This is a genomic window from Rhizobium sp. AN73 (assembly GCF_030757975.1).
GTDB classification, from domain to species: Bacteria; Pseudomonadota; Alphaproteobacteria; order Rhizobiales; family Rhizobiaceae; genus Agrobacterium; species Agrobacterium arsenijevicii.
Genome location: NZ_JARWME010000002.1, coordinates 1,191,389 through 1,217,918 on the forward strand (window position 1 = coordinate 1,191,389; position 26,530 = coordinate 1,217,918).

A 26,530-nucleotide genomic window follows, 5' to 3' on the forward strand; every position below is an offset into this window, starting at 1 on the left:
GAAGACCCCTGTTTTTGAGGAAAACCAACCGGCAGCCGTTTTTCGCCCCTGTCTGAGGCATGGGAATCCGCTGAGAATCCCTTGACAAACCAGGCCCTCGCGCCGAACAAGAGAGGACCATTTTCGTCGATTTCTCCATGCGAAAACCGCTTCCGGTAAAGCGGCACGAAGGATCAGACCCTTGACCAATTCCACCATCGCCGCCCGTCTTCTCGATGTCATCGAACACGATATCCTGCCCTTGACGGCGCGCGGCGTCAGCCTTGGAAACAAGGTGTTCGGTGCGGCGATCCTGCGCAAATCCGACCTGTCGCTGGTGATCGCCGAGACGAATAACGAGCTGGAAAACCCGCTCTGGCATGGCGAAGTGCATGCGCTGAAACGGTTTTACGAACTGGGCGAAAAACCGAATACCAAGGAGCTGATTTTCCTTTCCACCCATGAACCTTGCACCATGTGCATGTCCGCCATCACTTGGGCGGGCTTCGACAATTTCTACTCCTTTTTCAGCCACGAGGATCTGCGCGACGCTTTCGCCATCCCGCACGACCTGAAAATCCTCAAGGAAGTTTTCGGGCTGGAGCCGGGTGGATATCGCCGCAACAACGCCTTCTGGAACTCTTTCTTCATCGCCGATCTGGTGGAGAGTGAGGACGATCCGCTGAAAAGCAAACTGAAGGCGCAGACGGCCCGTATCAAAGCCGCGTATGACGATCTTTCCCGTAACTACCAGTCGTCAAAGAGCGGCAACGACATTCCGCTGAATTAAGAGCACTACCAGGAAAACTGCGTAGCGGTTTTCCATCAGGACAATGCGTAAAAACAAAGAATGAAGGTTTGAGACACTATGGAAGCCTTGAAGGATATTTCCCGCCTGATCGAGATCATGGAAGCCCTGCGCCAGCCGGAAACCGGTTGCCCCTGGGACGTCGTCCAGACCTTCGAGACGATCAAGCCCTACACCATCGAAGAGGCTTACGAAGTTGCCGACGCGATTGAGCGCAAGGATATGGACGATCTCTGCGATGAGCTGGGCGACCTGTTGTTGCAGGTGGTCTTCCATTCCCGCATTGCCGAGGAACGGGGCGAATTCGCCTTTGGCGACGTGGTTGAGGCCGTCACCTCGAAAATGATCCGCCGCCATCCGCATGTCTTCGCTGTCTCTGGTGCCGATACGCCTGAGAGCGTCAAGCTGCAATGGGACCAGATCAAGGCCGAGGAAAAACGCGAACGGGCAGAGCGCCGCGCCCGCCGGGGTATTACCGAGGATTTCAAGGCCGGTTTTCTGGGCGGCGTGCAGCGCAGCCAGCCGGCGCTGACCGAGGCTCTGAAGCTACAGGAACAGGCCGCACGCGCCGGTTTCGACTGGTCGGATCCCGCTCCCATTCTCGACAAGATCGAGGAAGAGATAGCCGAACTGCGCGAGGCGATGGCCGAGGGGAAACCGGAGAAGGTTTCGGACGAACTCGGCGATCTTATCTTCGCGCTCGTCAATATCGGCCGCCACGTCAAGGCAGACCCCGAAGACGCGCTGCGTGGCACCAATACGAAATTCCGCAGGCGTTTCAATCACATAGAAACGTCGCTCACCGAAAATGGCGAGACGCTGCAAGAGGCGAGCCTTGAGCGAATGGAAGACCTGTGGCAAGCGGCGAAACGCATCGAACGCTCGCTCGACACGGTTTTGTCCTGATCACTTGGATATGCCGGAAAAGTAAGAGCGCCCGGCGCTCCCCTAGACTGGTAACGAAGGCCGAAGCCTCTCCGTCGTCATGCTCGGGCCTGTCCCGAGCATCTGCGACGTATCGATTTTACGAGAGGTTGGCAGATCCTCGGCACAAGGCCGAGGATGACGTCGAGTGTGAGGTAAGCTCCGCCATCGTTCTCGGAGCGCTTACTGCTCCCAGTCTTCCCGCTCGCGGACGGTTGCCTTGCCGAGCTTCCGTTCCAGTTCGGTGGCCTGCGCCTCCGACAGCCGCACATCGAGCGCAACCGATCCGTCCTCATGGTCTTCACGGCTGTCGACGATGGAATTGCTGTAGACCCAGGAGATCAGCGGCAATTGCTCGACGGAGAGGACAACGGTCGTTTCCGTCAGGACACCGGACAGACGCCCCGAAATCTCATCCATCAGGGCATCGACGCCCTCGCCCGTAACGGCTGAAACAGCACGAATATTGGCGCGGCCTTCGGCACGCTCGATGATGGCGTCATGCGCTTCCGGTTCGAGACGATCGACCTTGTTCCAGACCTCGATGATGCGCTTTTCAGCTTCCTTCTCGTCAATGCCGAGATCGCCGAGAATGCGCAGCACATCCGCCGACTGGGCGGCATTGTCCGGATCGGACATATCGCGCACATGCAGAACGAGATCGGCCTCGAGCACCTCTTCCAGCGTCGCGCGGAAGGCAGCGACCAGATGCGTCGGCAGATCGGAGATGAAACCGACCGTGTCGGACAGGATGACCGTGCGGCCATGCGGCAGCTTCATGCGGCGCAATGTCGGATCGAGCGTGGCGAACAGCATGTCTTCCGCCAGGACGCCAGCACCGGTGATGCGGTTGAACAGCGTGGATTTGCCGGCGTTGGTGTAGCCGACCAGCGCCACGATCGGGTGTGGCACCTTGCGGCGCTTGGCGCGGTGAAGCTGGCGGGTACGCACCACCTGCTCCAGCTCGCGTTCCAGCTTGACGATACGATCCTGCAGCAGTCGGCGGTCGGCCTCGATCTGCGTTTCACCCGGACCACCCATGAAGCCCGCACCACCGCGCTGGCGTTCAAGGTGGGTCCAGCTTCTGACGAGGCGGCCCTTCTGGTAGTTCAGGTGTGCCAGATCGACCTGCAGCGTGCCTTCCTTGGTGGAAGCACGGCGGCCGAAGATTTCAAGGATGAGACCGGTCCGGTCGATGACCTTGGCATTCCATTGTTTTTCAAGATTGCGCTGCTGCACCGGCGTCAAGGGATGATCGACGATCACCAGACCGGAATTGGTTTCATCCAGGAGATGACCGATTTCCTCGATCTTGCCGGTTCCGAACAATGTGGCCGGGCGCGGCTGGTTGACCGGCACGATGAGCCCTTGAGTCACCTCAAGATCGATGGCGAGCGCCAGCCCCTTTGCTTCCTCAAGCTTGGCTTCGACAGACCGCACCGGAGAAACCGGACCCACGGCTGCATCGCGACTTTCGCGTTGCTGCTTGAGGACAGGCACGATAACCACCGCATGCATGTCGTCGCGGTGTTTTTCCTGCTCGGGAATGATCGATTCGTTCGAGGTGTCGCGCGTCGTAATTGGCTCAGCCTTATCAAGAAAGGAAATTGTAGCCGACCGCATCGGTGCGGGCGACTATCGGGATTAACCTGATAGGACCGGAAATGTTCCCGGTCCGGGTCAGCTTATGTCGAAGATACCGTTGAGGGAGCCGGATCAGGCCGCGCCTTCTTCACTCTCGAACATCTGCATCGGCTGGCCGGGCATGATGGTGGAGATCGCATGCTTGTAGACAAGCTGCGAGTGACCGTCACGGCGCAAAAGCACGCAGAAATTGTCGAAGGATGTGACAACGCCCGTCAGCTTGACGCCGTTGATCAGAAAAATCGTGAGCGAAATCTTTTGCTTACGAACGGTATTGAGGAAAAGATCCTGAAGGTTTTGAGAACGTTCCGCCATGGCGCCGCTTCTTTCTTTTTTGCCGGCAGGGATACCGGAAAATAATCAATCAATAATAAGCCGACCAAGTCTTGTCCCCCGCTTGGCTGACCAGCACCTCTGGTATCAAATCGTGCCCTGTTCCGCAACGGCGAAAACAGCCGAATGAGTACAAGTATTGACCCGCTTTTTCGATCCGAAACAGTCAGAAATATTGTATCGAAACCCGGAAAAGCTGTTCCACGTCGCGCACCGCATCGGCGGATGCAAACAGCACGACGCGGTCTTTCGCCTTGATTTTCGTGCTGCCATCCGGGCGTATCACCACGCCGTCGCGATAGATCGCGCCGATGCGCACACCATCAGGCATATCGATGTCACGGAATGACTGGCCGACCAGCGGCGACGTCTCCAGCGCCTCCGCTTCGATCACCTCCGCCGACCCGCGCTGGACGGCGTAAACCGAACGAATGCGGCCCTTGCGCACATGCTGGAGAACACGCGAAATGGTGACGGCCCTTGGGTTGATATAGGCATCGAGACCGAGCGATGCCGCGACATCGTGAAAGGACGAGCTGTTCAACAACGCAAGGTTGGATTTGCAGCCGAGCTGCTTGGCCATCACGGCCGCCAGAATATTGGTCTGGTCGTTGTTGGTAAGCGTCACGATCAGGTCCGCATCCTGAATGTCGGCCTGCATCAGAATCTTCTGGTCCAGCGCCGAACCGTGCATGACGATGGTGTTGCTGAGCTGCTCGGATGCGGCAACAGCCCTGTCCCGATCCGCCTCGATGATCTTCACCCGCGTTTTCGGCTGCATCTCCTCGATCTTGTGGGCGACGAAGTGGCCGATATTGCCGGCACCCGCGATCACGATGCGCTGCGCCTCCTGTTCCTCGTGGCCGAAGAGGCTGAGGGTACGGCGGGCATGCTGGCGCTGACAGATCACATAGGCGAGATCGCCCGCCCGCAACTGTTCGGAGGAATGCGTGACCTTGAGGACGCCGTTCCGGTAGACGCCCACCACCGTCGCGATCAGGTCCGGAAAGAGGTTGGAAAGCTGCTGCAGCGGCGTGTTGATGACCGGGCAGTCCTCCATACATTCGATCGCCAGCATAAAGATCGTATCGTCGGCGAAACGCACGACATCGGTGGCGCCCGGAAAGGCGATGCGCCTGAGCACCATCTTGCCGACTTCGACTTCCGGCGAAATCGTCACGTCGATCGACATGTTCTCGCGGCTAAAGAGATCGGCATATTCCGGCTTCAGATAGCTCTGGTCGCGGATACGGGCGATCTTGGTCGGCACACTGAACAGCGCATGCGCCACCTCGCAGGCGACGATGTTGATCTCGTCATGCAAGGTCACGGCGATGATCATGTCGGCCTGATCCGCACCAGCCTTCGCCAGCATGTCGGGATGGGCGCCATGACCGACATAACCGCGCACATCCAGCGTCTCGGTGATGGCGGCAATGAGCGACGCGGCGGTATCGATCACCGATATTTCGTTATCCTCACGCGACAATTGCTCTGCGATGCCGTAACCCACCTGCCCTGCGCCGCAAATGATAACTTTCATACTGTCTCTCTGACGGAATAATCGATTACGGCGACTTGGCCTTCGTCTCTTATACGCCGAGAGATTTCAGTTTGCGATGCAGTGCCGATCTTTCCATGCCGACAAATTCCGCCGTTCGCGAAATATTGCCGCCGAAACGGTTGATCTGGGCGACCAGATAGTCCCGCTCGAACATTTCACGCGCCTCACGCAGCGGCAGGGTCATGATGTGTTGGTCACCCTGCGCCGAAATCTTCGGCAGCATGTCGCCGATATCCGCCGGCAGCATGTCGGCCGAGATCGGCGCTTCGCCGCCCTCGGGACGCGCCAGAATCATCAGCCGCTCGATATTGTTGCGAAGCTGGCGGATGTTGCCCGGCCAGTCATGCGTCTGGAGAACGGCCATGGCGTCATCGCCGATTTTGCGCGGACGGATGCCGGCCTGCTCGGAAATCTGCCGCATGAACATGTCGACGAGGAAAGGAATATCCTCACGCCGCTCCGACAGCGCCGGTACCTTCACCGGCACCACGGCGAGACGATGATAGAGATCTTCGCGGAACTGGCCTTCGGCGATCAGGCTTTCGAGGTGATGGGCCGTCGAGGAAATGATGCGTACATCCACCTTCACCCGCTTGCCGCCGCCGACACGCTCGAATTGCTGGTCGACCAGCACGCGCAGGATCTTATTCTGCGTTTCGCGCGGCATTTCACCGACTTCATCGAGATAAAGAACGCCGCGATGGGCTTCCTCCAAGGCGCCTACCTTGCGGGGCTGTCCGGGCAGGCCTTCCGTGCCGAACAGCGCAATTTCCATGCGGTCGGGCGTAATCGTCGCGGCATTCAGCGCCACGAAAGGCCCGGTGGCCCGCGAGGATTTCTTGTGCACCATGCGCGCCACCAGTTCCTTGCCGGAACCGGAGGGGCCGAGGATCATGATGCGGCTGTTGGTCGGCGCTACCCGGTCAATGGTCTGGCGAAGCTGCGAAACCGCGAGCGACGCGCCGACGAGTTCAACCGCATCACCGGTGCGCTTCTTGAGTTCCTGAACCTCGCGCTTCAGCTTGGAGTTTTCCAGCGCCCGTTCGGCAATCAGGATAAGGCGGTCCGCCTTGAACGGCTTTTCGATGAAATCGAACGCACCGCGCTTGATGGCGTTGACGGCGGTTTCGATGTTGCCGTGACCGGAAATCATGACCACCGGAATATCGGGGTGGCGGCTCTTGATCTCGTCCAGCAGCGCCAGACCGTCGAGTTTCGACCCCTGCATCCAGATGTCGAGAAAGATCAGACGCGGCACGCGTTCCGAAATGGCGGCCAGCGCACTGTCGCTGTCGAACGCCATACGCGTCTCGTGGCCCTCGTCGGAAAGAATACCCGCCACGATTTCGCGAATATCCGCTTCGTCATCCACGACCAGAATATCAGACGCCATATGCTGCTTCCTTGTTATTTTTGCCGCCGACCGCCTCGATATAGGGCAGCAGCACTCTGATCATGGCGCCGTGGCCATGGTCGAACTCCGGCGGGGCATCGTGGAGTTCCAGATATCCGCCATGCTCTTCAATGATCTTCTTGACGATGGCGAGGCCGAGGCCCGTGCCCTTATCCCGCATCGTCATATAGGGTTCGAGAATGCGGTGACGGTTCTCGACGGGCAGGCCGCGGCCATTGTCGATGATATCAGCCACGAAACGGGAGTTGGCTTCATCGAAGGATGCACGCACCAGGATTTTACCCGGCCGCTTTTCGCCTTCCACCGCCTCGATCGCTTCCGTCGCATTCTTGATGAGGTTGCCGAAGGCCTGTCCCAGCATGCGGGCATCGAACATGCCCTCCAGCGGAATGTCACCCAGCTCCGTCGTAAATTTCGTGTCGGCGGCGCTGATTTCGCGCAGGAATGCCGCGTCCTTCAAAATCGAACGCAGGTCCGACTTTTCCTTCGTCGGTTTCGGCATGCGCGCAAAGGCCGAGAACTCGTCCACCATGCGGCCGATGTCTCCAACCTGCCGGACGATGGTATCCGTACACTGGTCGAAAACGGCGCGGTCGCTTTCATCGATCTGCTTGCCGAAACGGCGCTTGATGCGCTCGGCGGAAAGCTGGATCGGCGTCAGCGGGTTCTTGATCTCGTGGGCGATGCGCCGCGCAACGTCGGACCATGCGGTCGAGCGCTGGGCGATGACGAGATCGGTGATGTCGTCGAGCGTGATGACGTAGCTGTCGCGGCTGTCGCGGGCATCCTCGCGCGTCACCTGCACATTGAGGGTACGCTCCTTGCCGCGTCGCATGATGTTGATCTGCTTGCGGAAGTTGCCACGCGACCAGGTGTTGGCCTCGGTGACGACTTCTTCGATCTCAGGCGCAATCTCCGACAGTTCCGCGCCGATAAGCTGCTCGGAGGTCTGCGCCAGGAACTCTTCGCCCGAAGGATTGACGATGGTGATCTTGCGGTTCTCGTCAACACCGATGACGGCGGCGGTAACGCCCGACAGCACCGCCTCGATAAAGCGGCGGCGATCGTCGATATCGTCTTTCGCCTCAATGATCTGCTCCTGCTGGCTGCGCAGTTCCGAGACCATCTTGTTGAAGGTGCGCGACAGACGCCCGACGTCGCCATCAACGGCGCGAACGGGAACCAGCACATGCATATTGCCGGTAGCAACACTGTCTGCGGCGCTGATGAGAAGACGGATCGGTCGCACGATGCGGTCGGCGACAGCAATCGCCGTCCAGATCGCCGCGAGAAGCACGATCAGCGCGAAACCGAGATAGAGGATCGCAAAGGCGATCTGCAGCGGCGCGCGGCCCGCTTCCATCGCCTTGTATTCGGCGCGGTTCTCCTCCATCAGCCGCATCGCGCCCATCACCTTGGGATCGACGGCGCGCACGGTGTAAAGGAAGGTGCCGTTGATGCCCTCAAGCTTGATGATGGCACCGACGAGATTGGTAATACCAGGCGGAATAAGGGTCGGTTGACCGGCAGCAGCCTTTTCGAGCGCATCGTGCGGGATGGCGGGAAGCGGCTTTTCCGTCTTGATATCGGCCTGCGCGACCGCGTCACCGTCTTCCTGCACCAGAAACGCACCAAGAAGGCCACGGCCCTTGGCCTGACGGGTCATCAAATCAACGAAGCCAGTGCGGTCGAGATAGAACAGTGCGCGGTTGCGGTCGAGGTCGGTTGCCATCGACAGGGTCTGGCCCTGAAGATAACCGGCATTCTCCATCATATAGGCCTGGGCGATATTGCTGGAGGAATCGACGATCGACTGGGTACGGAGGGAGAACCAGCGGTCGAGACCGACATTCAGCGTCAGACTGGCGAAGATGGCGACGAGAACGGCCGGCGTGATCGCCACGATGGAAAACAGCACAACGATGCGGACGTGCAGGCGAGCAGCTGCCCTGCCCTTTTTGCGCGCCTTCAGCAGGCGGTTGATTTCCCGGCCGATGAGGAACATCAGCCCGATCACGAAGATCGAGTTGATGACAACAGAGGCGATGACGACATTCGATGTCGGCGCAATCGGCGTCACGCCCAGAAGCACGAAGAGGGTGAGGATGGCGCAAATAAGGGCGACGCCGGCAAGCACCAGCCCCGGCAGAGCGAAAGACATCCTGCGATCGGCTACCACCATTCCCGCTGCGTCTTCGGCAACGGCTTTTTCGGCGGCGGGTTTCCGCATGCATTTCTCCCAATCGCTGACTAGCCAGCACCACATTTGCGAAAATGGGTGAATCCGCCTCGTGCCGGCGAATCTCTCTCCATCCTAGTGTTTTCCAAGCAACACAATGTGGCGAAAATGCAACGACAACTGCGGCCTTGTCAACATTCTCAGCTGGGGCGGGAACTGCGATAGACGGAAACGCCAAGCTCGCGGATCTTCTTGCGCAGCGTATTGCGGTTCAATCCGAGAAGATCGGCGGCCTTGATCTGGTTGCCACGCGTCGCCGTCAGCGCGGCGAGAATCAGCGGATATTCCAGTTCGCGCAGTACACGGTCGTAAAGACCTGGAGGAGGCAGGCCTTCGCCGAAACTTGCGAAATAGTCCCGCATGTTCTCCTCGACCGCCTGCGAAATGGTCAGCGAGCCGGTGCGGACCGCCATCTTGTCGAGCGGGCTGTCTGAAACATCCGACTGCAATTCCTGCTCGATGATTTCGCGGGTGATGACTTCCTGCGGATAAAGCGCCATCAGCCGGCGGATTAGGTTTTCCAGCTCGCGTACGTTGCCCGGCCAGGCATAGGCCTTCATGACTTCCAGCGCCTCGGTCTCGAAACGCTTGCCTTCCAGTCCTTCCTTTTCACCCTGCTGGATGAAATGGCGCACGAGATCGGGAATATCCTCGGCACGGTCGCGCAGCGGCGGCAACCGCAGCGGCACGACGTTCAGGCGGTAATAGAGGTCCTCGCGGAAGAGGCCTTGATTGATCGACTGTTTCAGGTCCTTGTTGGTGGCGGCAACGATGCGGACATCGGTACGGATCGGCGTGCGCCCACCGACCGTCGTATATTCGCCCTGCTGCAACACGCGCAGCAGACGTGTCTGGGCGTCCATCGGCATATCGCCGATTTCATCGAGGAACAGCGTTCCGCCCTCGGCCTGTTCAAAACGGCCGGTCGAGCGGTTCTGCGCGCCGGTGAAGGCGCCCTTCTCATGGCCGAACAGTTCGGATCTCGATCAGGTCACGCGGAATTGCCGCCATGTTGATGGCGACGAAGGGACCGTTGCGGCGCTTGCCGTAATCATGCAGCGCGCGCGCCACCAGCTCCTTGCCGGTGCCGGATTCGCCGGTGATCATCAGCGTCAGGTCGGTCTGCATCAGGCGGGCGAGAACGCGGTAGATTTCCTGCATCGCCGCCGAGCGGCCAACGAGCGGCATGCCATCCTGCATGTCGTCATCCAGCTTGGCGGGTTTGCGCTTCGGCTCCGACAAGGCGCGGCCGATGATGGCGATCAGCTCCGTCAGGTCGAATGGCTTGGGCAGGTAGTCGTAAGCGCCCTTCTCCGAGGCCTTGATCGCCGTCATGAAGGTGTTCTGGGCGCTCATCACCAGAACCGGCAGGTCCGGACGGGCCTTCTTGATGCGCGGCAGAAGATCGAAGGCGTTTTCATCCGGCATCACGACATCTGTCACGACCAGATCGCCCTCGCCGGCAGAAACCCAGCGCCAGAGCGTTGCGGCATTGGACGTGATGCGCACGTCGTAACCGGCACGGCTGAGCGCCTGGTTGAGTACCGTGCGGATCGCGGCATCATCATCGGCGACGAGGATAGTAGCTGTCATAGGTCATTTCCTGTCGTGTTCGGCAAAATGCGGTCGTCCAGCGCCACTTCCGGCGAGACGGGCATCAATACGCGGAAAGTCGTGCGATGGTTCTGGCTGTCGCATTCGACAATGCCGCCATGGGCGCCGATGAGTTTGGCGACAAGTGCCAAGCCCAGGCCCGAACCATTCGTCTTGGTGGTGATGAAGGGGTCGAAGAGATGCGGCAAAAGATCGGCCGGAACCCCCGGCCCGTTGTCGTGCACGCAGAATTCCAGCGGCAGCGAAATGCGCTCCCGGCTACCGGCCACCGACATACGCATGCCGGGCCGATAGGCCGTGGTCAGCAGAATCTCACCCTCCGGCTGGTTACCGACGGCTTCCGCCGCATTCTTCACCAGATTGAGAAAAACCTGCACCAGCTGGTCGCGATTGGCATAGACCGCCGGCAGCGACGGATCGTAATTTTCAGAGATCTTAATATTGCGGGCGAACCCTGCCTTGGCGATGGCCTTCACATGGTCGAGCACCGAATGGATGTTGACCGGCACGCGGTCCACCGGCCGCTCATCAGAAAACACTTCCATACGGTCGACCAGTGAGACGATGCGGTCGGTCTCGTCGCAGATCAGTCGGGTCAAGGCGCGGTCCTCGTCCGGGACCGACATCTCCAGAAGCTGTGCCGCACCGCGAATGCCCGAAAGCGGGTTCTTGATCTCATGCGCCAGCATGGAGGCAAGGCCGGTGACGGAGCGCGCAGCCGCCCGGTGGGTCAATTGCCGGTCGATCTTGTCGGCCATTGACCTTTCCTGGAAGACGACGACCACCGATCCCGCTTCGCTGACAACAGGCGCAACATAAAGATCGACCAGCTTGTCCTGTCCAAGCCGCGGCGAGCTCAGATCGACCCGGTATTCATTCACCGGCGCGCGGCGTTCCCGCACCTGATCAATGAGCGCAAGCAGCGGGCTGCCGAAGGGAATGAAGGTGGAGACGCGGTAGCGGGCGAGATGGGAGGCGCTCGCCCCGAAAAAGGCTTCGGCTTCCCAATTGGCAAACGCGATGAAACCTTCGGCATCCACGAGAATGACGGGGTTCTGCACCGCATTGAGAACTGCCATGGCAAGCGGATCCGCGTCTGCCGGGCTATGTTTATCAGCGCTCATGCGGCCTTCCTTGCGGCTTCGCCCGCATTTTTGCACAGGGCGGAGCGCAGCAGATCCGCCACCTCCCCCGTATCGCGCGATGTCATGATTTGAGCCTTGTCAGGTGTGGTGATCTCCGGCGCGAAACGGTCGAGATACCAGCCCAGATGTTTGCGGGCATGCCGAAGACCGGCTTCCCTTCCATAAAATTCCAGCATCATGTCGTAATGTTCGACAGCGATGCCGGCGATCTCGTCGCGTTGCGGCGCGGCATGTCCTGCCAGAACCGCCGGCAGCCAGGGCTGGCCCTGTGCGCCGCGACCAACCATGACGGCGTCCGCGCCGGAACGGCGCAGGATTTCGCGCGCATCCGCGGCGGTCTCAACATCGCCATTGGCAATCAACGGCACGGAAATCACGTCCCGCACGGCGCGAATGGCGTCCCAGTCCGCGCGACCTTCGTAAAACTGCATGCGGGTGCGGCCGTGAATGGTGATGAGCTGAACCCCCGCCGCTTCGGCGCGATGGGCAATTTCGGGGGCATTGATGGTGTTTTCGTCCCAGCCGAGCCGCATCTTCAGCGTTACGGGCACATCGACCGCACCGACCGTCGCCTCGATCAGCGACAGGGCATGATCGGGATCGCGCATCAATGCCGAACCGGAATAACCGCCCGTCACCTTCTTGGCGGGACAGCCCATGTTGATATCGATGATCCCCGCGCCATTATCGGCTGCAATCTTTGCCGCCTCGGCCATGAAATGCGCTTCGCGTCCGGCAAGCTGCACCATATGCGGAACCATGCCGGCGTTTTTCAGCCGCGCCCAGGACTCACCGCGGTTGGCGACGAGTTCGCGGCTTGCCACCATTTCAGTAACAACGAGGCCGGCGCCATAACGCCAGGCGAGCTGCCGGAACGGCAGATCCGTCACGCCCGACATGGGCGCCAGCACCGCGCGATTACGGATCGTAACTGAGCCGATGCTAAACGGTTCTGACAACTCCGGAGGGGGCAACTGATGATCTTTCGTGCAGAAGGGTTATATGCATTATTTTTAGACAGTGTTTGCGCGCTTGCCAAGCACTTTTAGTGGGTTGCATCTTTTATTTGCTAAGCGCCTGCCTGCCTCTTTTGCTGTCGACAGCAATTTGTGCAGGTTCGAATGAGCAAGGGCCACCGATCCTGCAGCATGCAGGGCAGATACCGCGTCTTATCGGGCTGGCCATCCGGGTTTTGAAACGCTAGAGCAGGACTGTCAACCATTGAGGGTTGCGTGCAAAGCATAAGACCAATGCAGGAAAGTACTATGAAACTCGGCATCGTCATCGTCGCCGCAGGACGCGGAGAAAGAGCCGGCTCCCCCGAGGAAGGGCCGAAACAATATCGCCCCATCGGCGGCAAAGCCGTGATCGAGCATACGCTGTCGACCTTTCTTGGCTGGGGCGATGCCTCCCCGATCGTGGTCGTCATCCATGCCGACGATACGGCACTGCTGTCGCCGATCATCGAACGGCTGAATGCCGGTGAGCGGATCGTCACCGTTACGGGCGGTGCGACACGCCAGCAATCGGTGCTGGCCGGGTTGGAAGCTCTTGCCTCGCAGGATCTGACGCATGTGATGATCCACGATGCCGTGCGGCCTTTCGTCGCCATGAACATGCTGGAGCGCATCGTGGCTCTGCATCGGGCCGGTGCGAGTGGCGTTCTCCCCGCTCTCCCCGTCACCGACACATTGAAGCGCGGCGCAGGTGATTCTGTCGTGGAGACCGTTTCCAGACAGGGGCTTTATGCGGCGCAGACACCACAGAGTTTCGGTTATGGCAAAATCCTCGCCGCGCACCGCGCCGCTGCCGAATCCGGAAAAACCGATTTTACCGACGATGCATCGATCGCCGAATGGGCAGGCCTGCCGGTGACGCTGACCGAAGGGTCGGTCGACAATGTGAAACTCACTCTGAAGCGGGATATCGCCATGGCCGATGAAAAGCTCTCTCATGCAATGCCTGACGTGCGCACCGGCAATGGTTACGACGTACACCAGCTGGAGGCCGGAGACGGTGTTACGCTGTGCGGCATCTTCATCGAACATGACCAGAGGCTGAAAGGCCATTCGGATGCCGATGTGGCGCTGCATGCGCTGACGGATGCGCTGCTTGCCACCTGTGGTGCTGGCGACATCGGCGATCACTTCCCGCCTTCCGATCCGCAATGGAAAGGCGCCGCTTCGCGCATCTTTCTCGAACACGCAGCCAAAGTAGTCCGCGACAATGGCGGCACGATCATGAATGCGGATGTGTCGCTGATTGCCGAAGCGCCGCGCATCGGCCCGCACCGGCAGGCCATGCGCGAGAAGCTGGCGGAAATACTCGGCATTGCGCTTGAGCGCTGCTCCGTCAAGGCGACCACCAACGAGACGATCGGTTTCGTCGGTCGCCGGGAAGGCATCGCAGCGATCGCCACCGCTACCGTCGTTTACAGGGGCAGACCGTTATGAGCCTGTTTCCGGCTGACATAGAAGAGTTGGCGCGGCGGATCGTTTCCGGTTTTACCGCCAAAGGCTTCATGGTCTCCACGGCAGAAAGTTGCACCGGCGGTCTGATCGCCGGTTCGCTGACGGAAATCGCCGGCTCCTCCGCCGTCGTCGATCGCGGTTTCGTCACCTATACCAATGAAGCCAAGATGGACATGCTGGGGGTTGGCACGGAAACGCTGGCAAGTTTCGGCGCGGTATCCCGGCAGACGGCGTTGCAGATGGCGCATGGCGCCCTGTTCCGTTCACGGGCTGATTTTGCCGTGGCCGTGACAGGCATTGCCGGTCCGGGTGGCGGTTCGACCGATAAACCGGTGGGGCTGGTGCATCTGGCCGCCATGGCGCGCAACGGCAAAATCCTGCATCACGAAATGCGTTACGGCGAGATCGGTCGTACCGAAATCCGTCTTGCGACCATAAGAACCGCGCTTGAGATGCTGATTGCCCTCGATCAGGCCGGGTCCGCGTAAATTTTATCGGCGCGGGTCTCGAAGGCTTCGGCAAACATGCGGAAGGCCCGGTCGAACATCGAGCCCATGACCGCGCCGAGTAGACGGTTCTTGAATTCGTAGTCGATGAAGAAGTGAACGGCCGAGCCGCCGCCTTCGGCAGCCTCGAAACGCCAGCGATTGTCGAGGAACTTGAATGGGCCGTCGATGTATTTGACGTCGATAGCGCGCTCGGCCGGGTTCAGCAGAACCTGCGTGGTGAAGGTCTCGCGGATGGCCTTGTAGCCCACCGTCATATCCGCCACCAGCAGCACCTTGCCATCCCTCTCCTTGCGCGAACGGATGACCAGCGCTTCGCAAAGAGGCAAAAACTGCGGGTACTTCTCCACATCGGCGACGAGGTCGTACATGCGGTCGGGCGAGTGTTTTACAAGGCGATGCGTTTCGAACTGTGGCATGAGCGGCAGTTAATCCTCGATAACAAGAAGATCAAGAAGGCGGCGCAGCTGTTTTCGGCTTTTTAGCTGGAATACCGGCACGTTGGGGCCATAAACCTTGAAATTCTGCTCGAAGATCGGCGCGTGGCGGCGTTCGAAATTCCAGATATAACGCAGGAAATCGAGGTCCATTCTTTCGGGGCAACCCACCGCCATTTCAGGCCGCGCCTTGCCATAACCCTTGATGATTCGGCTGATGGCGCCCCACAGGCAAAGCCAGCGCGGCATGCGGACCCAAAGAACGATATCCGTTCTCGGCAGGCGCATGTCGAACGACGACGGATTGCTGCCGTCCATCAGCCATCGGTCTTCGGTAACGATGACGGCGATCCTCTGCCGCTGCTCTTCGCGCGGGCGTGCCTGCCAGCCGGACAACCAGAAAACCTCGCGATCCATGGAAATGTAACGAAGCCCGAAAGCGGACGCGAGCTTTTGCGACAGCGTCGACTTGCCGCCACCCGAACAGCCGACGACCATGATGCGTTGCGCCACGGCAATGATATTTGCTGCGTCTTCGGCTCTATCAAGATAGTGCGGCATAGCGTAAACCTCGTCATAACCGTTGGAATATTGTCCTGCCGCGCGGATATCCGCCCTGGAGCGATATTGTTGTTACGCATGACCATTACGGAAATTTAACTATTGCAACTCCCTCACAGGGATTGCTATTTATTTGCCACTAATATTACACCCATTGGATGCAAACGCGCCGGTAGCTCCCAATTTCACCCCGCGTATTCATCTCTGGGTTCACACCCGATACATAACCGCTTTGAGCCACTGAGTGAGCCGATGGACGATTTTTCCAACATCATCAACCTTCTCGAATCCGCCAAGCAACTCGCATCGATGAACAGCATGCCGATGCTTGCCTATCTCATCGACGTTGCGAAATGCGAGGCGAGAGAGAACAAGCCGGTTCTGCGCAAGCGCAAACGCGGCGAATCGACCGCCAAGGAAGAATGTTAGACGCCGGCCAGCAATGCTGATCGATAAAGCCGGCTGGCCCAATCTTCAAGACGATGTCATAATCAAGGACTGAAACCGGCCGCTTTTCGAGGCGGCCGTTTCTTTGCACGATGGAAATGACAATCTCATGATAACCGCATCCGCCGATATCAGAACCTATACGCAGGAAAGACCGAAGGAACGGCACAGCTTCGTGCAGATCGTTCTTCCGGTCTCGGGGCGTCTGCGGATCGATGTCGCAGGACGACAGGACGAGTTGTCCACCGGGCGCGCGGTCTTCATCCATCGCGACGCACCGCATACCCAGGAAGCAACGACGATCAACCGGTCGCTGGTCGTCGATATCGACGAAGGTGCGGTTCCTGAGCAGGTGCTTGAGAGATTCTCTTGCATGCCGTTTCTCGATATTGCGCAGGATACACGGCAACTGATCGCCTATATGCGCGGTGTCATCGGGTCGGATGGACCACGAGAGGATATTGCCGGTCTTTGGGCGCCACTGCTGGTCGACAGCCTTGCGAGTGAAAGAACCGATCCCCGCCGCCGCCTGCGCGCGCTCGGCGAGATCGTCAGGGCGGAGCCGTTTTTTCCCTGGACCATCGAGACGCTCGCATCCTGTACCGCGATCAGCGACAGCCGCCTGCATGCGCTGTTTCTCGAAGAATTCGGTCTCTCCCCTCACCGCTGGCTGGCGGAGCTGCGTTTGGACAAGGTCTGCGCATTGCTGCGCCAATCCACCCTGCCGATTGCCGAAATAGCCCTGCGGGCCGGCTTTTCCGACCAGACGGCGCTGACGCGTGCCATGCGCAACGCGATGGGCGAAACGCCCGCCGCCTATCGCCGGGCTTTCGGGGTTCACTGAAACCACCCGACATCGTCGCTCAGGAGTTTTTGTCAAGACAGCTGCAAAGGGCTGTGGCACATCGCGGGCAATCGTGAATGCGGATGTGAGATGACATGAACAAGACAAGCCTCGGTGTTTTTTACGGCATAATGGCGGGCGCGCTCTGGGGAGCGATCTTTCTCGCCCCTAAACTCGTGCCGGATTTTTCCGCCCTGCAATTGTCGACGGCCCGTTACCTGACCTACGGGCTGATCTCGCTCATCATCATCGGACCGCGCCTGAAAAAGGTGTCTGCCCATTTCGGTGCACAGGAGTGGATTGCGCTCGGCTGGCTGAGCATGATTGGCAACATCGCCTATTATGTCTTCATATCGACGGCGGTGAAATTGAGCGGTGTCGCCTTCACCTCTATCATCATCGGTTTCCTGCCCGTCGCCGTTACTATCATCGGCAGTCGCGATCATGGCGCGGTGTCGCTCAGGCGACTGTGGCCTTCGCTCGCCTTTGGCGCCATCGGTATTGTTGGCATTTCGTGGCAGTCGTTGACGGAAAGCGATGCGGGGCTGGATGTCTCGCGTCTTGTGGGACTTGCCTGTGCGCTTGGCGCGCTCGCTTCGTGGACGGCCTTTGCGGTCGGCAATGCCCGCTGGCTGACACGCCTTCACGATGTCAGTGCCGACGACTGGAACATGATGACCGGCGTTGTGACCGGCGGGCTTGCTCTGGCGCTTGCAATCCCTGCCTTTGCCTTCGGCGGGGGAAGTCATAGTTCAGGGGACTGGCTGCACTTCGCGGCCATCGCCGCCGGCCTCGGTTTCACCGCGTCCATTCTGGGCAACGCCCTCTGGAACCGCATGAGCCGCCTGCTACCGCTCACCATGGTCGGGCAGATGATCCTGTTCGAAACGCTTTTGCGCTGCTTTACGGTTTCATCTGGGAGGGGCGCGGCCCGACGCTCATAGAGATCGTGGCGATCTGCTCGGTGGTACTGAGCGTCATCCTGTGCATGCGGGCGCATCGGCCGGAGAAGGCTGCAGCCTGGAGTTCAGGTGAACGCCGCAAATCAGGTTGAGGCTTCACAACAAACCTCACCTCACATTCGACGTCATCCTCGGGCTAGACCCGAGGATGACGTCTTCTGCGCTTATGGATCCTCGCCTCAAGGGCGAGGATGACGTAGGAGAGAGATTGCGCCGTTTGCGAGCAATCTAACCGCCCCCGATCAGCACTTACTCAGCAGCGGCCAGAAGCTTCTTCTCACGGGCTGCGCGCAGGCGCTCGAAATCGTCGCCGGCATGGTGCGAAGAGCGGGTCAGCGGGCTGGAAGAGACCATGAGGAAGCCCTTGGCATAGGCGACCGTCTCATAGGACTTAAATTCTTCCGGCGTGACGAAGGCCTCGACCTTGTGGTGCTTGCGGGTCGGCTGCAGATATTGGCCGATGGTCAGGAAGTCCACGTCGGCGCTGCGCAGATCGTCCATCAACTGCAGCACTTCGTTACGCTCTTCACCAAGGCCGACCATGATGCCTGATTTGGTGAACATGGTGGGGTCGAGTTCCTTCACCCGCTGCAACAGGCGCACGGAATGGAAATAACGCGCGCCGGGGCGGACCGTGAGGTAATTGCCCGGAACGGTTTCCATATTGTGGTTGAAGACATCGGGCTTCGCCGCAACGACACGTTCAAGCGCGCCGGGCTTCTTCAGGAAGTCGGGGGTCAGGATTTCAATGGTCGTGTTGGGAGACGCCGCACGGATCGCCCAGATCACCTTCTCGAAATGCTCAGCACCACCATCGGCGAGATCGTCACGGTCAACCGAAGTGATGACGACGTGGGAGAGGCCCATCTGCTTAACGGCCTTGGCGACATTTTCCGGCTCATCCATATCCAGCGGATTGGGTTTGCCGGTCGCGACGTTGCAGAAGGCACAGGCACGGGTGCAGATCTCGCCCATGATCATGAAGGTCGCGTGTTTCTTCTCCCAGCATTCGCCGATATTCGGACAGCCGGCTTCCTCGCACACGGTTACCAGCTTGTGGCTGCGCACCAGTTCGCGCGTCTCGTGATAGCCCTTGGACGTCGGAGCCTTGACGCGAATCCATTCCGGCTTGCGCATGACCTCGGTATCGGGCCGATGCACCTTTTCCGGGTGGCGGATGCGCTTTTCGTCGGACGAAGTCCTGTCGAGAATAGTGACCATAAGAAACCTGCTTCTATCGCTTGCCGCGATCATCACATTTATTGACGCGATGCTTTAGAACAATTCCAGAAAAAGCGTAAGCCCCTTTCCGGACACCAGCCTTGTCAGCGCCTGACCAGCTTCGCGATAAACAACAACAGGCTGGCGCCGACGAAAGACGTTACGAAATAGCCGAGCCTGCTGTCCTGAACGAAGACATCGAAGGTGCGAAGTACGGCAACAGCAACGACCGAACCGACAATGCCGAGGACGATGTTCATGAAGATGCCGAAACGCATATCCATGAGTTTTCCGGCAAGCCAGCCGGCAAGGCCGCCGATGATGATTGCCGCAATCCAGCCGATATTTTCCATTCCCGCACTCCCTTAAAGAACCTGCGTTGAGACATATGGGACACCCGGCATAGTTAGACAATGCCGGGTATCGTGGGGCTATCATGCGTTCAGCACACGTCCGTAGGCGTCGAGCACGCTTTCCTTCATCGACTCGGAAATGGTCGGATGCGGGAAGATCGTGTGCATCAGTTCTTCTTCTGTCGTCTCGAGGTTCATGGCGACGACAAAGCCCTGAATAAGCTCGGTCACTTCCGCGCCGACCATGTGCGCGCCGATCAGTTCGCCGGTCTTCTTGTCGAAGATGGTCTTGACCATGCCCTGATCTTCGCCGAGCGCCACGGCTTTGCCGTTGGCCGCAAAAGAGAAACGGCCGACGCGGATATCGCGGCCCAGTTCCTTCGCCTTGGCTTCCGTCAGACCAACCGAGGCAACCTGCGGGTTGCAATAGGTGCAGCCGGGGATCTTGGCCTTGTCAGTCGGGTGAACATTCGGCAGACCGGCAATCTTCTCGACGCAGACGACGGCCTCATGCTCGGCCTTGTGGGCGAGCAGCGGCGGACCGGCAACGTCGCCGATGGCATAAACGCCAGGTACATTGGTCTTGCCGTAACCGTCGATGACGATGAAACCGCGATCGGTCTTCACGCCGACAGCCTCAAGGCCGATGCCTTCGATATTGGCGACAACGCCGACGGCCGAAATCATCCGGTCAGCGGTGATCTTCTCGGACGAACCGTCCTTCTTCTCCAGCGTCGCGGCGACGGAATTCGCAGCCTTCTCGACCTTGGAAACCTTCGTTTCCAGATGGAACTTGATGCCCTGCTTTTCCAGCTGTTTCTTGGCGAAGGCGGAAATTTCCGCATCTTCGACCGGCATCACCTGGCTCATGATCTCGACGACGGTAACGTCAACGCCCATGGTGCGGTAGAAGCTGGCGAACTCGATGCCGATCGCGCCCGAACCCATCACGAGCAGGGACTTCGGCAGTTCTTCCGGCTTCATTGCCTCGAAATAGGTCCAGATCAGCTTGCCATCCGGCTCGATACCCGGAAGCGCGCGCGGACGGGCGCCGGTGGCGACGATGATGTGCTTGGCAGTGTAAGTGCCCTCACCCAGCGCGTTCTTCGGAACCGGACCCTGCGGCTGAACCACCGGCTTGGTGGACTTGCCGACGACGATTTCGCCCGGCTTGGTGATTTTTGCTTCACCCCAGATGATATCGACCTTGTTCTTCTTGAACAGGAAACCGACACCGTTGTTCATGCGAGCGGCAATGCCGCGCGAACGGGCGACAATCGCCTTGACATCAGGCTTGATCGAGCCTTCGAGCGTCAGGCCGTAATCCTTGGCGTGTTGAGCCGTATGCAGGACATCGGCGGTGCGCAGCAGCGCCTTGGTCGGAATGCAGCCCCAGTTGGAGCAAATGCCGGCAAGGTGCTCGCGCTCGACGACGGCAACCTTCATGCCGAGCTGGGCTGCACGGATTGCGGCGATGTAGCCGCCCGGTCCCGAGCCTATGATGATGACGTCATAAGATTGAGCCATAGGATTCCTACCTTGTCTTATCGGGTCACGGCATGCCGTTCCGAAACGAGAATTGTTGTCAAAGTCCGAGCATCATGCGAACGACGGGTTCCAGCCCGCGCCCGATGGCCCGCGTGTTTTCAGCATCGAGATGAACGCCGTCCACCGGCGTCGTGTGGGCAACGGACCCGGCATCGAAAAATCCGCAATCGAGTTCGTCGGCCAGATCCCGATAGACCGGGGCGAGCATCGCCGATTCATCGATCGCATCACGAAAGATCGCGCCCATCACGGGGTTGGCCGTTTCGCACAGTTGCGGTGGCGCGACGATCAGAACATCCGGCACGTCCCAGTCCGGCACCTGCCAGACGTGGTTACGGACCAGCTTCACCAGCCGCTCGACGCCCTTCATGGCAATGATAGCCGATCCGTGGATCGACGGTTTCATGTCGTTAGTGCCGAGCATGATGATGACCAGATCGAGCGGCGCATGGCTGTGCAGAAGCGTCGGCAGAATCCTTGCGCCATTGCGGTCACAATCGGCAGTCATGTCGTCATAGGCGGTGGTGCGGCCGCCCAGCCCTTCATGGATCACCTGCACGTCCGGTCCGAGCGCCTTTTGCAAGACGCTCGGCCAAAGATCGTCATGGCTGTGCCGGCCACCCTTTTCCGCATCATGTCCCCATGTCAGGGAATCGCCAAAGCAGAGGACCGACTTCGCCATATTATTCTCCGATCAAACCAGCATGCCCATCGGGTTTTCGATGTAGCGCTTGAAGGCGCCGATCAGTTCGGCTCCGAGCGCGCCATCGACGCAGCGGTGGTCGGTGGAAAGCGTGACCGTCATGACATTGGCGATCTTGATCTCGCCGTTCTTCACGACAGCGCGCTGTTCGCCCGCGCCGACCGCCAGAATGGTGGCATGCGGCGGGTTGATGACAGCGGAGAAGCTCTTGACGCCCATCATGCCCATGTTGGACACGGCCGTCGTGCCGCCCTGATACTCCTCGGGCTTCAGCTTGCGCTCTTTCGCACGCTTGCCGTAGTCCTTCATCTCGTTGGAGATGGTGGAGAGCGACTTCTCTTCCGCCTTGCGGATGATCGGCGTGATCAGGCCACCCGGAATGGAAACGGCAACGCCGACATCCGAATGCTTGTGCTTGACCATGTTGCTTTCCGTCCAGGAGACGTTGGCATCCGGCACGTCGCGCAGCGAAAGAGCCAGCGCCTTGATGACCATGTCGTTGACCGAAAGCTTGTAGGCCGGCTTGCCGTCCTTTTCGGGAGCGGCCGCGTTGAGCTGAGCGCGCAACGCCAGAAGCGTATCCAGTTCGCAATCCACGGAAACGTAGAAATGCGGAACGGTCTGCTTGGATCCGACCAGACGCTTGGCGATGACCTTGCGCATGCCGTCATGCGGCACCAGCTCGTAAGAGCCGGGTTCGAACAGCTTGAGAACAGCTTCTTCGGAAGGGCCCTTGGCAAGTGCCGGAGCCGGTGCGCCTGCGGATGCTGCGGCGGCAGGAGCTGCCTTCGCACCACCGGAAGCGGCAGCCTTTTCCACGTCGGTCTTGACGATGCGGCCATGCGGGCCGGAACCGGACACGGCTGAAAGATCGAGACCAGCGTCCTTGGCAAGACGACGGGCAAGCGGCGAAGCGAAGATGCGCTCGCCGGACTTTGCCACCGGCGCCGGTGCGGAAGGTGCAGCCACCTGCTCAGCCTTGACTGGCGCAGCTTCGGTCTTCTCTTCCTTCGGCGCTTCGGCTTTGGCCTGAGACGGAGCAGGAGCAGGAGCGGCATTGCCGCCCTTTGCCGCCTCGGCCACATCTTCGCCTTCTGCAGCGAGGATGGCGATCAGGGCGTTGACCTTGACCGCGTCGGTGCCAGCGGCAACGACGAGCTTGGCAACGATGCCCTCATCGACAGCTTCCACTTCCATGGTCGCCTTGTCGGTCTCGATCTCGGCAATCACGTCACCGGGTGCGACCTTGTCGCCTTCCTTGACCAGCCACTTGGCCAGATTGCCCTCTTCCATCGTCGGAGAAAGGGCAGGCATGGTGATGTTGATAGGCATGACTAGTCCCCCCAAACGAGATTATATTGTTCCAACTCTTCAGGATGTTCCGCCAGCCGATCCAGCTGCGACGGCGAGACTTCGATATATCCGGCGACATCGCTCAGCCATTCGCTAACCGCGCCGATAACGCCGATATACTCACGCGGGACACCAGCAATCACATCGCCTTCACCGTCATTGATTATCGCCCAAAAGACGACACGCTCGAACTGAGGAGCCCCTTTGGAACCCAGAACGCGATACCAGTTTTCCGTTGCCGGGAGGATTTGTTTAATTTTACTCAAAATCATCTCCCCTTACTTGTAGCAGACGGTTTTGACAGCCTGAACGACTTCATCGACGTTTGGCAGAGCCAGCTTTTCGAGGTTTGCCGCGTAAGGCATCGGAACGTCCTTGCCGGCGATCGTCAGGATCGGCGCATCGAGATAATCGAAAGCAGCGCGCATGACCTGGTTGGAGATGAAGTCACCAACCGATGACTGCGGGAAACCTTCCTCGACCGTGACCAGACGACCGGTCTTCTTGACCGATTCGATGACGGTGGGCAGATCCATCGGACGGATGGTGCGCAGGTCGATCAGTTCGACGTCGATGCCGAGCTTTTCGAGTTCAGCAACCGCCTTGATCGCGTAGGTCATGCCGATACCGAAGGAAACGATGGTCGCATCATTGCCCTTGCGGTGAATGCGCGCCTTGCCGATCGGCAGTACGAAATCGTCAAGCTTCGGAACTTCGAAGCTCTGGCCGTAGAGAATTTCGTTCTCAAGGAAGATGACTGGGTTCGGATCGCGGATAGCCGCCTTCAGAAGACCCTTCGCGTCAGCTGCCGTGTAAGGCATGACGACCTTGAGGCCGGGGATGTTGCTGTACCATGCGGCGTAACATTGCGAATGCTGGGCGCCAACGCGGGCAGCAGCGCCCGAAGGACCGCGGAACACCATCGGTGCACCCATCTGGCCACCCGACATGTAAAGCGTCTTTGCGGCCGAGTTGACGATCTGGTCGATCGCCTGCATGGCGAAGTTGAATGTCATGAATTCGACGATGGGCTTCAGGCCCGTCATCGCCGCACCGACGCCGATACCGGCAAAACCGTGCTCGGTGATCGGGGTGTCGATGACACGGCGTTCACCGAATTCCTGCAACAACCCTTGAGTGATCTTGTAGGCGCCCTGATATTCGGCGACTTCTTCACCCATGACGAAGACTTTTTCGTCGGCGCGCATTTCTTCGGCCATGGCGTCGCGCAGTGCTTCACGCACCGTCGTCATCACCATTTCCGTGCCGGCCGGGATATCCGGATCGGCAGCGACTTCGATCTTGGGTGCTGCCGGAACCTTGGCGGCTTCCTTGGCAGCGCTCGGCTCTTCAGTTGCTTCGCGGGTCTTGCCGCCTGCGGCGTCCGAACCGGAATTTGCAGCTTCCGCCTTCGGCTCTTCCTTCTTGGCAGAAGAAGAGATGTCGGCAGCGCTTTCGCCTTCCTGAATGAGAACGGCGATCGGCGTGTTGACCTTGACGCCTTCGGTGCCGGCATCGATCAAGAGCTTGCCGATGACGCCTTCATCCACGGCTTCCACTTCCATGGTCGCCTTGTCGGTCTCGATCTCGGCAATCACGTCGCCGGAGGTGACCTTGTCGCCTTCCTTTTTAAGCCATTTGGAAAGCGTGCCTTCCTCCATGGTCGGGGAAAGGGCGGGCATAAGAATTTCTACTGGCATGGGTTTCCCTTTCCCGATCAGAGCAGAATGTCGGTGTAGAGCTCGGATGCATCCGGCTCTGGGTCGTTCTGGGCAAAGTCGGCGCTGTCGGCGACGATATCACGGACATCCTTGTCGATGGCCTTGAGTTCTTCTTCGCTTGCCCAGCCCTGCTCAACAAGGCGTGCCTTGACCTGTTCGATCGGGTCATGTTCGGAGCGCATCTTCTGCACTTCGTCCTTCGAACGGTATTTCGCCGGGTCGGACATGGAGTGACCGCGGTAACGGTAGGTCAGCATTTCCAGAATGATCGGACCCTTGCCGGAACGGCAATGTTCCAGCGCCTGATCAGCGGCGGCCTTGACGGCGCGCACATCCATGCCATCCACCTGAATGCCGGGAATGCCGAAGGACTGGCCGCGCAGCGAATAGTTCGACTGGGCGGTAGCACGGGCAGTCGAGGTGCCCATGGCATAACGGTTGTTCTCGACGATATAGATGATCGGCAACTTCCAGAGAGCAGCCATGTTGAAGCTCTCGTAGACCTGGCCCTGGTTGGCCGCGCCGTCACCGAAATAGGTCACGGAAACGCTGTCATTGCCGCGATAGCGGTTGGCGAAGGCAAGACCGGTTCCGAGCGAAACCTGCGCGCCGACGATGCCGTGGCCGCCGTAGAAATGCTTCTCCTTGGAGAACATGTGCATCGAGCCGCCCTTGCCTTTCGACAGGCCGCCCTTGCGGCCGGTCAACTCGGCCATGACGCCACGCGCGCTCATGCCCAAGGCCAGCATATGGCCGTGGTCACGGTAAGCGGTGATGACCTGATCGCCTTCCTTCTGCGACATCTGCATGCCGACAACAACGGCTTCCTGACCGATGTAGAGGTGACAGAAACCACCGATGAAGCCCATGCCGTAAAGCTGGCCGGCCTTTTCTTCGAAACGGCGGATAAGGAGCATTTCACGGTAAGCGTGAAGCTCTTCTTCCTTCGTAAATTCCGGGCTGTTCTTACCGGTGAATTCGGTTGCAGCCTTTGCCGTTGTCTTTCGGCCGGATACGGTCGCTGGTTTTCGCGGCGCCATTCATCCCTCCCTGAGTTGCCGTTTGAATGGATAGAGTGGCGCGTACCATATGCAAGAAAATGCCATGCAGCAATGCTTTAAACGCATGGCACATATTCACGCTAAGGTGCTGTGAATAAATCACAAATGATTAATTAACTTGATTTCAGTTAATTAGAAGTAGGTGTTCATGATGACGATTTCGTCGGTACGGGACATATTGAGCTGATAACGGGAAATCTCGTCGATCATGTCACGTTCCAGCGAGCCGTCGCTCAACAATTCCACCTGCCGCTCCAACGCCACACGCGCCTGCGTCAGCTTGGCAAGCTCCGCCGTTCTCGCCAAACGCTGCCGCTCCAGCCGCTCCGTTGCCTGAAGCCCGAAGTCGCCGTGGATGGAATGATACCCGAAATAGGAAAGAAAAGCGATCGTGATGGCCGGAACGATCAAACGGCCAGAATCGTCTCTTTTTATGATGTCTGGTCCACATGCCGGAGAGAAGCCTTAAAACGCATAATGTGAGTCTCAAGACTAATGCGGATTGTTTAACTATCCGTTGACCTTAATTTCCGGGCGACAGATAGACACAAAAAAGCCCGCCGGGAGGCGGGCTGCGTTTGCAAGGAGAGCTCTCCTCTCCACCACGTCATCCTCGCCCTTGAGGCGAGGATCCATAGGCGGCTTGGAAGGTGGATCCTCGGGTCAGGCCCGAGGATG

General features: G+C 59.2%; 23 protein-coding genes and 3 pseudogenes. 7 read left to right on the forward strand and 19 right to left on the reverse strand.

The annotated features are described in order from the left end of the window. The first annotated feature begins 181 nt into the window (after positions 1-181). Entirely contained in the window at positions 182-769 is a 588-nt protein-coding gene (locus tag RBH10_RS15855; protein ID WP_306180692.1) for a deaminase, read from the forward strand. A gap of 78 nt (positions 770-847) precedes the next feature. Next, positions 848-1,693 (forward strand): nucleoside triphosphate pyrophosphohydrolase, encoded by an 846-nt coding sequence (gene mazG, locus RBH10_RS15860; protein ID WP_281036546.1) that lies wholly within the window; start codon positions 848-850, stop codon positions 1,691-1,693. A gap of 201 nt (positions 1,694-1,894) precedes the next feature. Here the strand turns inward: mazG and hflX are convergent, their stop codons facing one another. From hflX to dusB, 8 genes and pseudogenes are all read right to left on the reverse strand, one after another. Continuing rightward, positions 1,895-3,334, reverse strand: coding sequence for a GTPase HflX (gene hflX / locus RBH10_RS15865; protein ID WP_281036545.1), 1,440 nt, complete (start codon positions 3,332-3,334; stop codon positions 1,895-1,897). 93 nt (positions 3,335-3,427) lie between these two features. Then, positions 3,428-3,670 (reverse strand): RNA chaperone Hfq, encoded by a 243-nt coding sequence (gene hfq / locus RBH10_RS15870; RefSeq protein WP_003496145.1) that lies wholly within the window; start codon positions 3,668-3,670, stop codon positions 3,428-3,430. Positions 3,671-3,854: 184 nt separating this feature from the next. Beyond that, positions 3,855-5,231, reverse strand: a complete 1,377-nt coding sequence (trkA, locus tag RBH10_RS15875) for a Trk system potassium transporter TrkA (protein ID WP_281036544.1) — start codon at positions 5,229-5,231, stop codon at positions 3,855-3,857. Between the two features lie 49 nt (positions 5,232-5,280). Continuing rightward, entirely contained in the window at positions 5,281-6,645 is a 1,365-nt protein-coding gene (locus tag RBH10_RS15880; protein WP_003512918.1) for a sigma-54 dependent transcriptional regulator, read from the reverse strand. Continuing rightward, positions 6,635-8,896, reverse strand: coding sequence for a PAS domain-containing sensor histidine kinase (locus tag RBH10_RS15885; RefSeq protein WP_281036543.1), 2,262 nt, complete (start codon positions 8,894-8,896; stop codon positions 6,635-6,637). Before RBH10_RS15885 ends, RBH10_RS15880 begins: the two co-directional genes overlap by 11 nt. A 149-nt stretch (positions 8,897-9,045) precedes the next feature. Continuing rightward, a pseudogene (gene ntrC / locus RBH10_RS15890) lies at positions 9,046-10,498 on the reverse strand (nitrogen regulation protein NR(I)). After that, on the reverse strand, positions 10,495-11,643 hold the full coding sequence (locus tag RBH10_RS15895) for a nitrogen regulation protein NR(II) (RefSeq protein WP_306180693.1): 1,149 nt from the start codon (positions 11,641-11,643) through the stop codon (positions 10,495-10,497). Before RBH10_RS15895 ends, ntrC begins: the two are co-directional and overlap by 4 nt. Next, positions 11,640-12,623 carry a tRNA dihydrouridine synthase DusB gene (dusB, locus tag RBH10_RS15900; protein ID WP_372339791.1) on the reverse strand — a complete coding sequence of 328 codons (984 nt, stop codon included), beginning with the start codon at positions 12,621-12,623 and terminating at the stop codon, positions 11,640-11,642. The genes RBH10_RS15895 and dusB overlap by 4 nt, the downstream gene beginning before the upstream one ends. 306 nt (positions 12,624-12,929) lie before the next feature. On the opposite strand from dusB, the gene RBH10_RS15905 reads away from it, so the two are divergent. Further along, positions 12,930-14,117 carry a bifunctional 2-C-methyl-D-erythritol 4-phosphate cytidylyltransferase/2-C-methyl-D-erythritol 2,4-cyclodiphosphate synthase gene (locus tag RBH10_RS15905; RefSeq protein WP_281036541.1) on the forward strand — a complete coding sequence of 396 codons (1,188 nt, stop codon included), beginning with the start codon at positions 12,930-12,932 and terminating at the stop codon, positions 14,115-14,117. After that, positions 14,114-14,623 (forward strand): CinA family protein, encoded by a 510-nt coding sequence (locus tag RBH10_RS15910; protein ID WP_281036540.1) that lies wholly within the window; start codon positions 14,114-14,116, stop codon positions 14,621-14,623. The genes RBH10_RS15905 and RBH10_RS15910 overlap by 4 nt, the downstream gene beginning before the upstream one ends. Here RBH10_RS15910 and RBH10_RS15915 read toward each other — a convergent pair. Both RBH10_RS15915 and RBH10_RS15920 read right to left on the reverse strand, forming a co-directional pair. After that, positions 14,605-15,060 (reverse strand): type II toxin-antitoxin system RatA family toxin, encoded by a 456-nt coding sequence (locus RBH10_RS15915; RefSeq protein ID WP_281036539.1) that lies wholly within the window; start codon positions 15,058-15,060, stop codon positions 14,605-14,607. The two genes, RBH10_RS15910 and RBH10_RS15915, sit on opposite strands and share 19 nt — an antisense overlap. Positions 15,061-15,069: 9 nt before the next feature. After that, positions 15,070-15,639, reverse strand: coding sequence for an AAA family ATPase (locus RBH10_RS15920; RefSeq protein WP_281036538.1), 570 nt, complete (start codon positions 15,637-15,639; stop codon positions 15,070-15,072). Positions 15,640-15,891: 252 nt separating this feature from the next. On the opposite strand from RBH10_RS15920, the gene RBH10_RS15925 reads away from it, so the two are divergent. The 3 genes and pseudogenes from RBH10_RS15925 to RBH10_RS15935 all read left to right on the forward strand — a co-directional run bounded on the left by RBH10_RS15925 (position 15,892) and on the right by RBH10_RS15935 (position 17,984). Further along, on the forward strand, positions 15,892-16,068 hold the full coding sequence (locus tag RBH10_RS15925; RefSeq protein ID WP_281036537.1) for a hypothetical protein: 177 nt from the start codon (positions 15,892-15,894) through the stop codon (positions 16,066-16,068). 127 nt (positions 16,069-16,195) lie between these two features. After that, positions 16,196-16,930 carry an AraC family transcriptional regulator gene (locus RBH10_RS15930; protein ID WP_281036536.1) on the forward strand — a complete coding sequence of 245 codons (735 nt, stop codon included), beginning with the start codon at positions 16,196-16,198 and terminating at the stop codon, positions 16,928-16,930. Positions 16,931-17,025: 95 nt separating this feature from the next. After that, positions 17,026-17,984: pseudogene (locus tag RBH10_RS15935) on the forward strand (DMT family transporter). A 157-nt stretch (positions 17,985-18,141) separates the two neighbouring features. Here the strand turns inward: RBH10_RS15935 and lipA are convergent. The 9 genes and pseudogenes from lipA to RBH10_RS15980 form a co-directional block, all read right to left on the reverse strand. Next, complete coding sequence (gene lipA / locus RBH10_RS15940) at positions 18,142-19,113, reverse strand: lipoyl synthase (RefSeq protein ID WP_281036534.1); 972 nt, start codon at positions 19,111-19,113, stop codon at positions 18,142-18,144. Between the two features lie 104 nt (positions 19,114-19,217). Next, the gene (locus RBH10_RS15945; protein WP_045016051.1) at positions 19,218-19,466 is read right to left on the reverse strand and encodes a GlsB/YeaQ/YmgE family stress response membrane protein; all 249 of its coding nucleotides are present in this window, start codon (positions 19,464-19,466) and stop codon (positions 19,218-19,220) included. Between the two features lie 81 nt (positions 19,467-19,547). Continuing rightward, positions 19,548-20,993 carry a dihydrolipoyl dehydrogenase gene (gene lpdA / locus RBH10_RS15950; RefSeq protein WP_281036533.1) on the reverse strand — a complete coding sequence of 482 codons (1,446 nt, stop codon included), beginning with the start codon at positions 20,991-20,993 and terminating at the stop codon, positions 19,548-19,550. Between the two features lie 58 nt (positions 20,994-21,051). Continuing rightward, positions 21,052-21,696 carry an SGNH/GDSL hydrolase family protein gene (locus RBH10_RS15955; protein WP_281036532.1) on the reverse strand — a complete coding sequence of 215 codons (645 nt, stop codon included), beginning with the start codon at positions 21,694-21,696 and terminating at the stop codon, positions 21,052-21,054. A gap of 12 nt (positions 21,697-21,708) precedes the next feature. Next, positions 21,709-23,049, reverse strand: coding sequence for a pyruvate dehydrogenase complex dihydrolipoamide acetyltransferase (locus RBH10_RS15960; protein ID WP_306180696.1), 1,341 nt, complete (start codon positions 23,047-23,049; stop codon positions 21,709-21,711). A gap of 2 nt (positions 23,050-23,051) precedes the next feature. Next, the gene (locus RBH10_RS15965; RefSeq protein ID WP_281036530.1) at positions 23,052-23,336 is read right to left on the reverse strand and encodes a hypothetical protein; all 285 of its coding nucleotides are present in this window, start codon (positions 23,334-23,336) and stop codon (positions 23,052-23,054) included. Between the two features lie 12 nt (positions 23,337-23,348). After that, positions 23,349-24,770 (reverse strand): pyruvate dehydrogenase complex E1 component subunit beta, encoded by a 1,422-nt coding sequence (locus RBH10_RS15970; RefSeq protein ID WP_281036529.1) that lies wholly within the window; start codon positions 24,768-24,770, stop codon positions 23,349-23,351. 17 nt (positions 24,771-24,787) lie between these two features. After that, complete coding sequence (pdhA, locus tag RBH10_RS15975; RefSeq protein WP_045016045.1) at positions 24,788-25,831, reverse strand: pyruvate dehydrogenase (acetyl-transferring) E1 component subunit alpha; 1,044 nt, start codon at positions 25,829-25,831, stop codon at positions 24,788-24,790. Positions 25,832-25,984: 153 nt separating this feature from the next. Next, positions 25,985-26,303 (reverse strand): annotated as a pseudogene (locus RBH10_RS15980) (septum formation initiator family protein). Positions 26,304-26,530: the final 227 nt, after the last annotated feature.

Bases quoted from the DNA above. Each gene is read 5' to 3' on its own strand.
- mazG (WP_281036546.1), top strand. From the start codon at position 848: ATGGAAGCCTTGAAGGATATTTCCCGCCTGATCGAGATCATGGAAGCC.
- hflX (WP_281036545.1), bottom strand. From the start codon at position 3,334: ATGCGGTCGGCTACAATTTCCTTTCTTGATAAGGCTGAGCCAATTACG.
- hfq (WP_003496145.1), bottom strand. From the start codon at position 3,670: ATGGCGGAACGTTCTCAAAACCTTCAGGATCTTTTCCTCAATACCGTT.
- trkA (WP_281036544.1), bottom strand. From the start codon at position 5,231: ATGAAAGTTATCATTTGCGGCGCAGGGCAGGTGGGTTACGGCATCGCA.
- RBH10_RS15880 (WP_003512918.1), bottom strand. From the start codon at position 6,645: ATGGCGTCTGATATTCTGGTCGTGGATGACGAAGCGGATATTCGCGAA.
- RBH10_RS15885 (WP_281036543.1), bottom strand. From the start codon at position 8,896: ATGCGGAAACCCGCCGCCGAAAAAGCCGTTGCCGAAGACGCAGCGGGA.
- RBH10_RS15895 (WP_306180693.1), bottom strand. From the start codon at position 11,643: ATGAGCGCTGATAAACATAGCCCGGCAGACGCGGATCCGCTTGCCATG.
- RBH10_RS15905 (WP_281036541.1), top strand. From the start codon at position 12,930: ATGAAACTCGGCATCGTCATCGTCGCCGCAGGACGCGGAGAAAGAGCC.
- RBH10_RS15910 (WP_281036540.1), top strand. From the start codon at position 14,114: ATGAGCCTGTTTCCGGCTGACATAGAAGAGTTGGCGCGGCGGATCGTT.
- RBH10_RS15915 (WP_281036539.1), bottom strand. From the start codon at position 15,060: ATGCCACAGTTCGAAACGCATCGCCTTGTAAAACACTCGCCCGACCGC.
- RBH10_RS15920 (WP_281036538.1), bottom strand. From the start codon at position 15,639: ATGCCGCACTATCTTGATAGAGCCGAAGACGCAGCAAATATCATTGCC.
- RBH10_RS15925 (WP_281036537.1), top strand. From the start codon at position 15,892: ATGGACGATTTTTCCAACATCATCAACCTTCTCGAATCCGCCAAGCAA.
- RBH10_RS15930 (WP_281036536.1), top strand. From the start codon at position 16,196: ATGATAACCGCATCCGCCGATATCAGAACCTATACGCAGGAAAGACCG.
- lipA (WP_281036534.1), bottom strand. From the start codon at position 19,113: ATGGTCACTATTCTCGACAGGACTTCGTCCGACGAAAAGCGCATCCGC.
- RBH10_RS15945 (WP_045016051.1), bottom strand. From the start codon at position 19,466: ATGGAAAATATCGGCTGGATTGCGGCAATCATCATCGGCGGCCTTGCC.
- lpdA (WP_281036533.1), bottom strand. From the start codon at position 20,993: ATGGCTCAATCTTATGACGTCATCATCATAGGCTCGGGACCGGGCGGC.
- RBH10_RS15955 (WP_281036532.1), bottom strand. From the start codon at position 21,696: ATGGCGAAGTCGGTCCTCTGCTTTGGCGATTCCCTGACATGGGGACAT.
- RBH10_RS15960 (WP_306180696.1), bottom strand. From the start codon at position 23,049: ATGCCTATCAACATCACCATGCCTGCCCTTTCTCCGACGATGGAAGAG.
- RBH10_RS15970 (WP_281036529.1), bottom strand. From the start codon at position 24,770: ATGCCAGTAGAAATTCTTATGCCCGCCCTTTCCCCGACCATGGAGGAA.
- pdhA (WP_045016045.1), bottom strand. From the start codon at position 25,831: ATGGCGCCGCGAAAACCAGCGACCGTATCCGGCCGAAAGACAACGGCA.